General features: G+C 67.7%; 13 protein-coding genes. 6 read left to right on the forward strand and 7 right to left on the reverse strand.

The genetic code is table 11. The annotated features are described in order from the left end of the window. Positions 1-4: 4 nt before the first annotated feature. Positions 5-1,075, reverse strand: a complete 1,071-nt coding sequence (gene alr, locus WS51_RS20550; RefSeq protein WP_059448354.1) for an alanine racemase — start codon at positions 1,073-1,075, stop codon at positions 5-7. Between the two features lie 218 nt (positions 1,076-1,293). Here alr and lplT point away from each other — a divergent pair, with 218 nt between their 5' ends. After that, the gene (gene lplT, locus WS51_RS20555; protein WP_059846072.1) at positions 1,294-2,601 is read left to right on the forward strand and encodes a lysophospholipid transporter LplT; all 1,308 of its coding nucleotides are present in this window, start codon (positions 1,294-1,296) and stop codon (positions 2,599-2,601) included. Positions 2,602-2,659: 58 nt separating this feature from the next. Then, positions 2,660-3,469: a bifunctional hydroxymethylpyrimidine kinase/phosphomethylpyrimidine kinase gene (gene thiD, locus WS51_RS20560; protein WP_069229709.1), complete on the forward strand. Its 810-nt coding sequence runs from the start codon at positions 2,660-2,662 to the stop codon at positions 3,467-3,469. Between the two features lie 17 nt (positions 3,470-3,486). Here thiD and WS51_RS20565 read toward each other — a convergent pair whose 3' ends face one another. From WS51_RS20565 to tsaB, 4 genes are read right to left on the reverse strand one after another with little or no spacing between them, the layout of a single operon-like run. Then, a complete protein-coding gene (locus tag WS51_RS20565; RefSeq protein WP_069229710.1) occupies positions 3,487-4,446 on the reverse strand; it encodes a DUF1853 family protein in 960 nt (319 codons plus the stop codon). Next, on the reverse strand, positions 4,443-5,483 hold the full coding sequence (locus WS51_RS20570; protein ID WP_069229711.1) for a uracil-DNA glycosylase: 1,041 nt from the start codon (positions 5,481-5,483) through the stop codon (positions 4,443-4,445). Before WS51_RS20570 ends, WS51_RS20565 begins: the two co-directional genes overlap by 4 nt. Further along, positions 5,470-5,970, reverse strand: a complete 501-nt coding sequence (rimI, locus tag WS51_RS20575) for a ribosomal protein S18-alanine N-acetyltransferase (protein WP_059448359.1) — start codon at positions 5,968-5,970, stop codon at positions 5,470-5,472. Before rimI ends, WS51_RS20570 begins: the two co-directional genes overlap by 14 nt. After that, entirely contained in the window at positions 5,967-6,734 is a 768-nt protein-coding gene (tsaB, locus tag WS51_RS20580) for a tRNA (adenosine(37)-N6)-threonylcarbamoyltransferase complex dimerization subunit type 1 TsaB (RefSeq protein WP_069229712.1), read from the reverse strand. Before tsaB ends, rimI begins: the two co-directional genes overlap by 4 nt. 147 nt (positions 6,735-6,881) lie before the next feature. Here tsaB and WS51_RS20585 point away from each other — a divergent pair, with 147 nt between their 5' ends. The 3 genes from WS51_RS20585 to aceA all read left to right on the forward strand — a co-directional run bounded on the left by WS51_RS20585 (position 6,882) and on the right by aceA (position 10,736). After that, entirely contained in the window at positions 6,882-7,151 is a 270-nt protein-coding gene (locus WS51_RS20585) for an acyl-CoA-binding protein (RefSeq protein WP_059503307.1), read from the forward strand. A gap of 359 nt (positions 7,152-7,510) precedes the next feature. Next, positions 7,511-9,049, forward strand: a complete 1,539-nt coding sequence (locus WS51_RS20590; protein ID WP_059503309.1) for a DEAD/DEAH box helicase — start codon at positions 7,511-7,513, stop codon at positions 9,047-9,049. Positions 9,050-9,428: 379 nt separating this feature from the next. Further along, complete coding sequence (gene aceA, locus WS51_RS20595) at positions 9,429-10,736, forward strand: isocitrate lyase (protein WP_059503311.1); 1,308 nt, start codon at positions 9,429-9,431, stop codon at positions 10,734-10,736. A gap of 220 nt (positions 10,737-10,956) precedes the next feature. On the opposite strand, the gene WS51_RS20600 is transcribed toward aceA, so the two are convergent. After that, the gene (locus WS51_RS20600) at positions 10,957-11,391 is read right to left on the reverse strand and encodes a universal stress protein (RefSeq protein WP_059464423.1); all 435 of its coding nucleotides are present in this window, start codon (positions 11,389-11,391) and stop codon (positions 10,957-10,959) included. A 159-nt stretch (positions 11,392-11,550) separates the two neighbouring features. Beyond that, a complete protein-coding gene (locus WS51_RS20605) occupies positions 11,551-12,456 on the reverse strand; it encodes a LysR family transcriptional regulator (protein WP_059503313.1) in 906 nt (301 codons plus the stop codon). Between the two features lie 154 nt (positions 12,457-12,610). Here WS51_RS20605 and WS51_RS20610 point away from each other — a divergent pair, with 154 nt between their 5' ends. Continuing rightward, the gene (locus WS51_RS20610) at positions 12,611-13,372 is read left to right on the forward strand and encodes a haloacid dehalogenase type II (RefSeq protein WP_059448366.1); all 762 of its coding nucleotides are present in this window, start codon (positions 12,611-12,613) and stop codon (positions 13,370-13,372) included. Positions 13,373-13,411 lie beyond the last annotated feature (39 nt).

The raw sequence follows: 13,411 nt of genomic DNA on the forward strand, positions 1-13,411 counted from the left end.
GCCCTTATTCCGCGCGCACCGGTACGCGGCTCGCGACCGCGCACATCAGTTCATAGCCGATCGTCCCGCAATGGCGCGCGACGTCGTCGATCGGCAGTGCGTTGCCCCACAGCTCGACCCGCGCGCCGACGCCGGCTTGCGGGCACGGCGTCAGGTCGACGGTAATCATGTCCATCGACACGCGGCCGACGATCCGCGTGCGGATCCCGTCGACGATCACCGGCGTGCCTTCGGGCGCGACGCGCGGATAGCCGTCCGCATAGCCGCACGCGACGACGCCGATGCGCATCGGCGCCGGCGCGGAGAACGTCGAGCCGTAGCCGATCGCCTGCCCCTTCCCGATCGTCTGCACGGCGATCAGCTCGGACGCGAGCGTCATCGCGGGCTTCAATCCGGTATCGGCAATATCGGCCGACTGCCCCGACGGCGATGCGCCGTACAGCACGATCCCGGGCCGCACCCAGTCGAAATGCGTATCCGGATGCCACAGCACCGCCGCCGAATTCGCGAGACTGCGGGCACCGGCAATGTTTTCCGCACCGCGCTCGAACGTCGCGAGCTGCTCGGCCACGCCGCGCTCGTTGTCGGCATCCGAAAAATGGGTCATCAACGTGATCTGGCCGATGCCGGGGCACGCACGGGCGCGTTCCCACGCGGCGCGGTATTTCTCGGGCACGTAGCCGAGCCGGTTCATCCCGCTGTTCATCTTGAGCTGCACGTTGACGGGCTTGGACAACCGCGCCGTCTCCAGCATCCGCATCTGCTCGTCGTTGTGGACGGTGGTCGTCAGGCTGTAGCGGTCGATCACGTCGATGTCGGTCGAGCGAAAGAACCCTTCGAGCAGCAGTATCGGGCCGGCCCAGCCGAGCTCGCGCAGCTTCACGGCCTCGTCGAGGTCGAGCAGGCCGAAGCCGTCGGTGCCGCGCAGGCCGGGAAACACGCGCGCGAGACCGTGGCCGTACGCGTTGGCCTTGACGACCGCCCAGACCTTGGAGGGGCCGGCATATCGGCGGACGACGGAGAGATTGTTCGCGAGAGCAGCGGTATGGATGGTGGCGGAGATCGGGCGCGGCATGGGAAATTTACGTAAAGACGCTTGCGAATCATCAGCTTACCGCGCCTTTTGAGCACCGAAGCCGACAATTTGCGGAACGATCGGGGAATCTTGCTAGTCCGAATTGCCGTATTTTCGTGTTATAAAGCCGTGCGCACAACCCATTTCGAACGGAATAAGCCGATCGCATACCAGGCGGCCTACGCGGCCCTGCCGCAGCGACGAAAGCATCGCATCAGATGAAAAAAGGTTTTTACACCATCATGGCCGCGCAGTTTTTCTCGTCGTTGGCCGACAATGCGCTTCTCATCGCCGCCATCGCCCTGCTGAAAGACCTCCACGCCCCCAACTGGATGACACCGCTGCTCAAGCTGTTCTTCGTGTTGTCCTACGTGGTGCTGGCGGCCTATGTCGGTGCGTTCGCCGATTCACGCCCGAAGGGCCGCGTGATGTTCATCACCAACTCGATCAAGGTGGTCGGCTGCATGATCATGCTGTTCGGCGCCCATCCGCTGATCGCGTACGGAATCGTCGGGTTCGGCGCCGCCGCGTATTCGCCCGCGAAATACGGCATTCTGACCGAGCTGCTGCCGGCCGACAGGCTTGTCGCCGCGAACGGCTGGATCGAAGGCACGACCGTCAGCTCCATCATCCTCGGCACCGTGCTCGGCGGTGCCCTGATCAGTCCGCACATCGCGTCGCACGTGATCGCGCACACGCCAGCGTGGATCGCCACGCCCGCCGAAGCGGCGATGGTGATCATCATGGCGATCTACGTGGTCGCCGCCATCTTCAACCTGCGGATCCCCGATACGGGCGCGCGCTACCCGAAGCAGGAGCGCGGCCCGGTCAAGCTTCTCACCGACTTCGCCGACTGTTTCATGGTGCTCTGGCGCGACAAGCTCGGGCAGATTTCGCTCGCGGTCACGACGCTGTTCTGGGGCGCGGGCGCGACGCTGCAGTTCATCGTGCTGAAGTGGGCCGAAGTCTCGCTCAACATGTCGCTGTCCGAAGGCGCGATCCTGCAGGCCGTGGTCGCGGTCGGCGTCGCAGGCGGCGCGATCGCCGCCGCCGCGCGGATCCCGCTGAAGAAGTCGCTCACGGTGCTGCCGGTCGGCATCGTCATGGGCATCGCCGTCATGCTGATGGCGTTCTACACGCGCGACCTGTTCCCGTCGCACTGGGCCGTGCACTTCGGCCACCTGCGCCTGCCGGCGTACCTGATCGTCGCGTACATCTTCCTGATCTGCGTCGGCGCGCTGTCCGGCTACTTCGTGGTTCCGATGAACGCACTGCTGCAGCATCGCGGCCACGTGTTGCTGTCGGCCGGCCACTCGATCGCGGTGCAGAATTTCAACGAGAATCTCTCGGTGCTCGTGATGCTGTGCCTGTATGCGGTGCTGGTCTGGCTCGACGTGCCGGTCGGCGTCGTGATCGTGCTGTTCGGCACGTTCGTCTGCCTGACGATGTGGCTCGTGATGCGCCGCCATCAGGCGAACCAGCGTCAGTTCGACTCGGTCGCGCTGATCGGCGAATCGCGGCACTGACGCTACACTTCCCGTTTTCGTCCGTCGGCGCCGGTCTTCGAACCGGCGCCTTGCCATCATGACGCACCCGATACCCAACGTCCTGACGATCGCCGGCTCCGACTCGGGCGGCGGCGCGGGCATCCAGGCCGACCTCAAGACGTTCTCCGCGCTCGGTGCGTACGGCGCGAGCGTGATCACCGCGCTGACCGCGCAAAACACGCGCGGCGTGACCGGCGTGCACGCGCCGGACGCCGCGTTCGTGACCGCGCAGCTCGACGCGGTGTTCGACGACATCCGCATCGACGCCGTCAAGATCGGCATGCTCGCGAACGCGGCGATCGTGCACGCGGTGGCCGTCGCGCTGCGGCGTCACGCACCGCGCTTCGTCGTGCTCGATACGGTGATGATCTCGAAGAGTTCGCACGCGCTGCTCGCGCCCGATGCGGTCGACGCGTTGCGCGACATGCTGCTGCCGCTTGCGACCGTCGTCACGCCGAACCTGCCCGAAGCGGCCGCCCTGCTCGGCGATGCGCCCGCGACGACCGAGGACGAGATGGTCCGGCAAGGCCGTGCGCTGTTGCAGACCGGTGCGCGCGCCGTGCTGATGAAGGGCGGCCACCTGCCCGACGCGGCCGCGAGCCCCGACTGGCTCGTCGACGCGGCGCATACGGTGCGGTTCGACGGCGCGCGGGTGCCGGTCAGCAACACGCACGGCACCGGCTGCACGCTGTCGTCGGCGATCGCCGCGCTGCTACCGCAACAACCTGATCTCGAGTGCGCGGTACGCGAAGCGAAGGCCTATCTGAGCGGCGCGATCGCCGCGAGCGGCCAGCTCGACGTCGGCCACGGCGTCGGGCCCGTCCATCACTTCCATCGCTGGTGGTAAGCGCCGCCGACGCGGCGTCAATGGTCCTGCGCGGCGAATGCCCGCGCACGCGCCGGCCAGTCGTCCGGGACGATGAAGCCGCGCGCCGTCTCGCGCCATACGCCGTCTCCATCCTGCCGATGCACGCCGATCAGCGCAGGCGCCTGGCGCGCCGTCAATACGGACGGCAGCGCGTGCGACTGCGCCAGCGGTTCGGGCGCGGCGTCGGCTGCCACCCGCCGAGGCGCGAGCCACGCCAGCCGCGGCAGCACGTTCCAGGCTGCACCGTCGGGCTGCGCGGCCGCCCACGCCGGCCACTGCGCATGCGTGAGCCAGAAACCGCGCGGATGATCGGCCGCGATTTCGGCGGCCACCGGCGCCGGCGGCACGCCGTGCGGATAGAACAGCCAGCCCTTGATGAACATCTGTGCATCGGACGGCGCGCCGTATCCGAGCAATGCGAACCCGTGGCGATCGCTCAACCGCAATTGATGGTCGAGCAAGCGGCTGCGCTTGCGGTCGAGGCGGTCGACGAGATTCGGCCCGACGAAATCCGCGAGCGATGCGTCGCCGTCCACTGGCGCGCATAGATAGCACTTCACCGCGAGTTCCCAGTGCAGACGCTGCCCGCCGGGCGCATCCACGAGAAAATCGACTTCGCCGAGCGTCTTGCCGTTGCTGCGCAGCGGCAGATTGGCCGCGACGAGCCGCAGCGACGGCCCGTGCGTGAGGAAATATTCGAGCAGGCATTCGGCATAGCGGCCGAGTCGCACGGGCCGCAGCGCGTCCAGCGCGCGGTGCAGCGGCTGCGGCGCGGCGTCGAGCGCGACGAGCCATGCTTCGACGGCCACCCGCTCGACCGCGTCCGTCCACGGATGCGCAAGCGGCGCGCCGGGGGCCGCCGTGAGCAGGCTCGGGCTCGCGAGAAGCCAGCCCAGATCGCGAACCGCGGCATCGTGCAGCGCATCGACGAACGCGAACGCCGCGCCGCGCGTCATTGTCCGGCCGGCCCGATCGCGTCGGCACTCTCCGCCTGCCGGAACGTATCGCGCGCCAGGCACAGGTCGGCCCACGCCTTCGATTTGTCCTGCAGGCTGCGCAGCAGGTACGCAGGATGATAGGTGACGATGACCGGCACGCCTTCGTACGCGTGCACGCGGCCGCGCAGCGACGCAATGCTGGCGTCCGTCTTCAGCAGCGTCTGCGCGGCGAAGCGGCCGAGCGCGACGATCAGCTTCGGCTTCACGAGCGCGACCTGGCGCTGCAGGTAAGGCTCGCAGCGCGCGACCTCGTCCGGCTCCGGATTGCGGTTGCCGGGCGGCCTGCACTTGATCACGTTCGCGATGTAGACGTTCTCGCCGCGCTTGAGCGCGAGCGACTGCAGCATGTTGTCGAGCAGCTTGCCGGCCTGGCCGACGAACGGCTCGCCCTGCTTGTCCTCGTTCTCGCCGGGCGCTTCGCCGATCAGCATCCAGTCCGCCTCACGATCGCCGACACCGAATACGGTATTGGTGCGCTTCTCGCACAGGCGGCAGCTCGTGCAGCCGGCAACGCGGGCGGCCAGCGCATCCCAGTCGAGCATCGCCACTGGCTCTGCGGCGGGACGCGATTCGGCCGTCGGCAGCGGAGCGCCGGACGGCGCCGCGTCGAACCACGCGAAATCGTCTTCGGTGACGGGCGGCATGTCGTCTGCGGCCGGCGCGGGCCGGGTGGACGCGCGCTCGCCATCGCTCGCGACACCTGCGACCGATCGGGCTTCGCCTGCCGGTCCCGCATCGCGCGCGGCTGCACCGGCCGGCGGCGTATCGTCACGTGTGGACGCGCGCGTCGCCGGCGGCTGCGCGTCGCGACGCTGCTCCGCGACCGTCCCAGGCGTTGCCGCGACCGTTGCGGTCGCAACGGCGTGCGCGTCGGCCCGCGCGTCGGATGCGGCCGCCGGCGCTGCACCCGCTTCTTCGCGTTGCTCACGCTGCCCGCGCCGCACCCATATTTGCGCGAGCCCCATTTCCTCGAGCGCTGCTTCAGCCCACGCCATGCGCGTCCCCTTCGTCCTTGTTCAGCGTCAGACGCATCACGATCGCGTCTTCCCTGCCGCGATGCCGCGCCGGATAGTAGTTCTTGCGCCGGCCGATCGTCACGAAGCCGAAGCGCTCGTACAGATGGATCGCGCGCGGATTCGACGGCCGCACCTCGAGCAGCACGCCGTCGAGCCGTTCGGCGCGCGAGATCCGCACCGCTTCGCGCAGCAGCGCGAGGCCCGCGCCCGACTGCTGGGCGGCCGGCGCGACGCACAGGTTCAACAGGTGCATCTCGTCGATCACCGGCATCAGCACGCAATAGCCGACGAGCGTGCCCGTCACGTGCCGCAGGCACACGCCGAAATAGCCGTTGCGCAGCGAATCCTCGAAATTGCCGCGGCTCCACGGGAATTCGTACGCCGCCTGCTCGATCGCGACGACTTCGTCGAGATCGGTATCCGTCATCGGCGCCAGATAACGATCGCTCAACAATACGCCTGTCATCCTTTCGCTCCGCCCGTCTGCGCGGCGCGCGCCGCGGTGCGTTCCGCGGTGGTCTGCGCAACCTTGTCGCGCACGTACTCCGGCGCAGCCTGGTCGGCCGGCACGGTACGGCCGGCACGGAATGCCCGCAGCGCGGCATGCGCGACCGCCAGCGCATGCGGCAGCGCGTCGCCGTCGATCACGGCCGCGGCAGCCGCGGCCGGCAGTTGCGCGCCGAATGCGGCCGCCGCGTTGCCCGCGAGCGTAAACGGCGCGTCCGGCACGCCGACGGCACCGGGCGCGTCGAGCGACGCCGGGTGCAGCGTGCGCCAGTCGCCCGCGTGGTCGTCCCACGCGAAGTCGGCCCAGTACGCTTCGTCCATCCGCGCATCGAGCGCGGCCAGCACGCGCGTCGTGCCGGGCGCGCGCAGCCGCGCATGCTCGGCGCACGCGAGCAGCGTGCTGACCGGCACGACCGGCAGCCCGCGCCCGAACGCGAGACCCTGGGTAATGCCGGTCGCGGTACGCAGCCCGGTGAACGAGCCGGGGCCCGCGCCGAACGCGATCGCGTCGCAATCGGCAAATGCGAGCCCCGATTCGGCGAAAAGCTCCTGGATCGCCGGCAGCACGCGCGTGCTCGACACGGCGCCCGTCAGTTCGTGGCGGACCCAGGTTTGCGGGGGGGAAGCGGCGTCATCGGCGAGAACCGAGCGCAGCAGCACGACCGAGCAGTATTCGGTCGACGTATCGATGGCGAGGAGCACTGTTTGCGTCATGGCCGACATTGTAATGCGGCACCGCGCTCCGACGGGCGATCCGACCAGGCCGCGATGCGCGCGCCGCGCGGCCGGCGGTTTGGAAGGATCGCTCGACCCCGCGCGGCGCGGCGCTTGTTAAGATCGCCCGACTGGAAACCCTTACGGAGACACACGATGAGCGAACTCACCGCCCAATTCGACCAGGCCCAGGCCGACGTCAAGCAACTGACCGAGCGACCGGGCAACCTGACGCTGCTGCGCCTGTACGCGCTCTTCAAGCAGGCGACCGACGGCGACGTGCACGGCGACAAGCCGGGCTTCACCGACATCGTCGGCAAATACAAGTACGACGCGTGGGAAGCGCTGAAAGGCACGTCGCAGGACGCGGCGAAGCAGCAATACATCGAGCTCGTCGAATCGCTGAAGAACGGCACGGCGTCCTGACCTGCCGCCGGCCACCGCAATAGACAATCAAATCAGTGGCGCAGCGCAGCAAAACTCTTTATAATGCTGCCTGCGTCATCCCCGCGCTCGGCTCGCAAGCCGTTCCGGCACGACGCCTCGTAGCGTTAAGCTCCAATCCGGTTTAGAACCTGTCCCCTCCTGCTTCGACCCTCGCGGTCGTCACTTATCAGGCTGGCGGCCCCGCTCCAGAAGCGCGCCGCACCCAAAACAGCTTCTAATGCCTCATCCGCCGAATGGTCGGCGGATTGCACCCGTTTCCCGATTTGCTCGCTGAATCCGACGACTTGGGTATGCGCGATTGGCGCCGACGTTTCACCCACTGTGTTTCAAGGATTGTTATGACTTCGAGCATCAACACCAGCCCGCTCAACGCGATCGCCGACCAGGCGCTCGGTCTCGACGCCGCCGCACCGGCCGCGGTCGAACCGGCGTCGGACGAGCCGACTTTCGCGTCGCTCGGGCTGTCGCCGGAGATCGTCTCCGCGCTGCAGGCCGCCGGCTACGCCAAGCCGACGCCGGTCCAGCAGCGCGCGATTCCGGCCGGCATCGCCGGCCGGGACCTGCTGGTTTCGAGCCCGACCGGTTCGGGCAAGACGGCCGCATTCATGCTGCCCGCGATCGAACGTTTCGCGCAGCTTCAGAAGGCGCAGGCGCAGCAACCGCGCGCGCCGCGCGAACCGAACCAGGGCGACCGCCGTGCGCGCCGCCCGCAACCCGTCGCCCGTCCGGGCCTGCTCGTGTTGACGCCGACCCGCGAACTCGCGATGCAGGTCACCACGGCCGCGTCGACCTACGGCAAGCATCTCAAGCGACTGCGCACCGTCAGCATCCTCGGCGGCGTCGCCTACGGCCAGCAATTGATGCTGCTCGCGAAGAACCCCGAGATCCTGGTCGCCACGCCGGGTCGCCTGCTCGACCACCTCGAGCGCGGCCGCATCGACCTGTCCGAACTGAAGATGCTCGTGCTCGACGAAGCCGACCGCATGCTCGACATGGGCTTCATCGACGACATCGAAACGATCGTCGCCGCGACGCCCGAGTCGCGTCAGACGATGCTGTTCTCGGCCACGCTCGACGGCAAGATCGGTTCGCTGACGAGCCGCCTGCTGAAGGATCCGGAGCGCATCGAGATCACGGCGAAGATCGAGTCGCGCGCGAACATCGCGCAGACCGTGCACTACGTCGACGACCGCGATCACAAGGATCGCCTGCTCGATCACCTGCTGCGCGACGACGCGCTCGACCAGGCGATCATCTTCACGGCGACCAAGATCGACGCCGACCAGCTCGCCGGCCGCCTTGCCGACGCCGGCTTCCAGTCGGCCGCGCTGCATGGCGACCTGCCGCAGGGCGCGCGTAACCGCACGATCCGTGCGCTGCGCGAGCGCCGCGTGCGCGTGCTGGTCGCGACCGACGTCGCGGCGCGCGGCATCGACATCCCGGGCATCACGCACGTGTTCAACTACGACCTGCCGAAGTTCGCGGAAGACTACGTTCACCGCATCGGCCGTACGGGCCGTGCCGGTCGCTCGGGCACCGCCGTGAGCCTCGTGCATCACGCCGAACAGGGCGCGCTCAAGCGCATCGAGCGCTTCGTGCGCTCGCCGCTGCCGGTCAACGTGATCGAAGGCTTCGAGCCGCGCAAGGCTCCGCCGCGCAACGATCGCGGCATGGGCGGCCGCGGCCGTCCGGGCGGCGGTAACGGCGGTCGTCGTTTCGGCGGCAAGCCGGGCGGCGGTCATGGCGGCAACGGCCGCAGCTACGGCGGCGGCAATGGCGGCGGCTGGAGCGGCAAGCCGGGCGGCAGCCGTGACGGCGGCCCGCGTCGCGATGGCCAGCGCAGCAGCGGCCCGCGTCGCAGCAATTCGGCGTCGTAAGCACGCCCGGGCGGCCCTGCGCCGCCCCGCTCATCCGGCAGACCGGCGCATCCGCGCCGGTTTTTTTTCGTCCCGTACCAAATTTCACGATGTGGAAAATTTTTTTGCGTCGTAAAAAATCATGCTGCGCGGCACAACCTGGCAATTGCGAGATGGGAAAAGCCGTTTCTTATTGCGAAACAAAAACAGCAAGCTATTGATTAATAACGATTAAAAAGTTTCGAATTCGCTGCAACAAGCTCTGTTTCGCTCCGGCCGGTTTGCCTAGACTCTTATACAAGACTTCGCGAAACGGCACGCGCCTCGCCCCGTTTCGACAACGGCATCCGCACCGTTCGATTCGACCGATTCGGCAACACACCGCATCAAGGAGCTCATCATGTCGCGACAGCAACAGGCACAGGAACTGCAAAAGCAATGGGAGACCGATCCGCGCTGGAAGGGCATCAAGCGCAGCTACACGGCCGAGGACGTCGTTCGCCTGCGCGGCTCGATCGTCGTCGAGCACACGCTGGCCAAGCGCGGCGCGGAAAAATTGTGGAACCTCATCAATGAAGAGCCGTTCGTCAACGCACTCGGCGCACTGACGGGCAACCAGGCAATGCAGCAGGTGAAGGCCGGCCTGAAGGCGATCTACCTGTCCGGCTGGCAGGTGGCCGGCGACGCGAACGTCGCGGGCGAAATGTACCCGGACCAGTCGCTGTACCCGGCGAATTCGGTGCCGCTCGTCGTCAAGCGCATCAACAACACGCTGACGCGTGCCGACCAGATCCAGTGGTCGGAAGGCAAGAACCCGGGCGACGAAGGCTACGTCGATTTCTTCGCGCCGATCGTCGCGGATGCGGAAGCTGGCTTCGGCGGCGTGCTGAACGCATTCGAACTGATGAAGGCGATGATCGAGGCTGGCGCATCGGGCGTCCACTTCGAGGACCAACTCGCGTCGGTGAAAAAGTGCGGCCACATGGGTGGCAAGGTGCTCGTGCCGACACGCGAAGCGGTCGCGAAGCTCACGGCCGCGCGTCTCGCCGCCGACGTGATGGGCACGCCGACCGTGCTGGTCGCGCGCACCGACGCCGAAGCCGCCGATCTGATCACGTCCGACATCGACGACAACGACCAACCGTTCCTGACGGGCGAGCGCACGGTCGAAGGCTTCTTCCGCACGAAGCCGGGCATCGAACAGGCGATCTCGCGCGGCCTCGCGTATGCACCGTACGCCGATCTCGTCTGGTGCGAAACGGGCAAGCCGGATCTCGAGTACGCGAAGAAATTCGCGGAAGCGATCCACAAGCAGTTCCCGGGCAAGATGCTGTCGTACAACTGCTCGCCGTCGTTCAACTGGAAGAAGAATCTCGACGACGCGACGATCGCGAAGTTCCAGAAGGAACTCGGCGCGATGGGCTACAAGTTCCAGTTCATCACGCTGGCCGGCTTCCATGCGCTGAACTACTCGATGTTCAATCTCGCGCACGGCTATGCGCGCACGCAGATGAGCGCGTTCGTCGAACTGCAGCAGGCCGAGTTCGCGGCGGCGGACAAGGGCTTCACGGCCGTCAAGCATCAGCGCGAAGTCGGCACCGGCTACTTCGATGCGGTCACGCAGACGGTCGAGCGCGAAGCGTCGACGACCGCGCTGCACGGCTCGACCGAAGACGAACAGTTCTTCGACGGCAAGAAGGTCGCGTAACGCGAAAAAGCGTCACGCCGATGCCCGCTCGTCACACGATGGCGCGGCATCGGCGGCACCGAACGACAATCAGGGAGGAGACGGCAGGCGCGCGGTGACCCGTGCGACCCGCCGCGCGGCCTGCGGCCGCCAGCAACGATGCGCGCCGGCTTCGTCCGGCGCGCCTTTTTTCAGCGGCGCTGCCATGTCGCCGCCCGCGCGGCCATACACGGCGCCGCGACTACCGATAGACGATCACCGGAATTTTCGTATGGGTCAGCACGCGCTGCGTTTCGCTGCCGATCAGCAGGCTGCCGAGCCCGCGGCGCCCGTGCGACGCCATGAAGATCACGTCGCAGCCGCCGCGTTCGGCCGCCTCGATGATGCCGAGATACGGCGACGGATGCACGCTGGTCCAGGTGTCGCAGGCGACGCCGGCCGCCTTCGCGGCCGCCTGCACGTCGTCCAGGTGCGCGCGCGCCTCGCGCTCGCTGCGCGCCCGGAAATCGGCGGGCGGCTCGATGATCACTTCGGAAAACGGCGAGTATGGATACTGCGGCAGGCACGCATAGGCCGTGACCTGCGCGCCGACCGCGCGCGCCAGGTCGATCGCGCCGTCGATCGCCTTCTGCGACAGCTCGGAACCGTCGGTTGGAACGAGGATGTGCCGGAACATCGCGCCCTCCTGCGTCAGTCGCATCGCGCGCGCCGCGAGCCCATGCGGGCCGGCCCCGGCGCATCGCGCATGCCAGTTTCGATTGTAGTGCGCGAAACCGGGCGGTCGGCACCGGCAGCGGGTTCGCCCTCATATCGGAAACGCGCGGACGCGCGCGCCCTACTCGCCCCAATACCCGGGCCGCTCGTACGTATGTTTCAGGTAGTCGAGAAACAGGCGCACGCGCAGCGGCAGATGGCGGCGCTGCGGAAACACCGCATGGATGCCGATCGGCGGTGCCGCGAACGCATCGAGCACGCTGACGAGACGCCCGGCCGCGATGTCGTCGCCGACCTCCCACCACGACCGCCATGCCAGGCCGTAACCGGCGAGACACCACTCGTGCAGCACCGCGCCGTCCGAGCATTCCATCGTGCCGCTCACGCGGATCGACACGACCTTGCCATCCTCCTGAAACGACCAGCCGCGCTGCTGGTTCGCGTTCGCGGCGAGTGCGAGGCAGTTGTGGCGCGCGAGCTCGGCGAGTGTGGCCGGCGTGCCGCGCCGCGCGAGATACGCGGGCGACGCCACGCACACGCGCCGGTTCTCGCCGAGCTTGAGCGACACCAGCGACGAATCCGGCAACTCGCCGAGCCGCACCGCGCAATCGAATCCTTCGTTGACGAGATCGACCATGCGGTCGGACAGGTCGAGCGTGACCGACACGTCCGGGTGCGCGCCGCTGAATTCGGGCACGAGCGGCGCGACGTGGCGCCGGCCGAAACCGGCCGGCGCGGAAATGCGCAGATGACCGCTGGCCTTCACGCCGCCGGCGGACACGCTCGCCTCGGCGTTCTGCATGTCGTTGATGATCCGCTGGCAATCCTCGAGGAAAGCCGAACCCTCGAACGTCAACGTGAGCTTGCGCGTCGTGCGCACCAGCAGCTTGACGCCGAGCCGCTCCTCGAGCGCGTCGAGGCGGCGGCCGATGATCGCGGGCGCGACGCCTTCGGCATGTGCGGCCGCCGACAGGCTGCCCTTCGCCGCGACCGCGGCGAACGTTTCGATCTGTTTGAACCGGTCCATGACTCGCCAGGGCGGCAGTTCCCGCCCTTCAATTCGCTTGAGCGCTCAAGATTATGTATATGAAAGTAAAAGATCAAGTGATGATTAGCCTCTTTTTTAGCATCTGTTATCACGAATAGAATCGACTCGACCTCTGAAACCGGAGCGCAAGGCTATGTCGGCCACAACGACACTCTCCTCTCCCGACGCAATTCTCTTCGACGCATTCGGCACGTTGTTCGACGTGCATGCGGTCGTGGCCGCGGCCGAGCAGATGTTTCCGGGCCACGGGGACCGGTTGTCGCAGCTCTGGCGACGCAAGCAAATCGAATACTCGCAGTTGCGCACGCTCGCCGATCCGTCCGGCGCCCGCTATCGCCCGTTCCGCGACATCACGCTCGACGCGCTGCGCTTCGCCGCGCGCGTGCTCGGCCTCGCGCTGAACAGCGCGGCCGAGAAGCGGCTGATGGACGAGTACGCGTGCCTGTCCACCTACCCCGACACGGTGCCCGCGCTGCGCAAGCTGCGCGCGCTCGAGCCGCGCCCGCCGCTCGCGATCCTGTCGAACGGCAACCCCGAGATGCTCGACATCGCGATCAAGAGCGCCGGCATGACCGGCCTGTTCGATCGCGTGCTGTCGGCCGACGCGGTGCGTGCGTACAAGCCGAGCCCGGCCGCATACGCGCTCGGCACCGCCGCGTTCGGCGCGAACCCGCGCGACATCGTGTTCGTGTCGTCGAACGCCTGGGACGTCGCGGGCGCCGCCTGGTTCGGCTACACGACATTCTGGCTCAACCGCACGGGCGCGCCCGCCGAGGAACTCGGCGTGCCGCCCGACGGCACCGGCAGCGGCATGGCCGACCTGCTCGCATTCCTCGCCACCCCGGCTCCGTCCGGCAGACCCGCGAACCGCGCGCGCCCCGGCCCGGGCGCATGACGTTCGCGGCGCTGCCGCCTTCCCCCTTCACCGAAACCG

The organism is Burkholderia territorii, from assembly GCF_001718335.1.
Taxonomy (GTDB): domain Bacteria; phylum Pseudomonadota; class Gammaproteobacteria; order Burkholderiales; family Burkholderiaceae; genus Burkholderia; species Burkholderia territorii.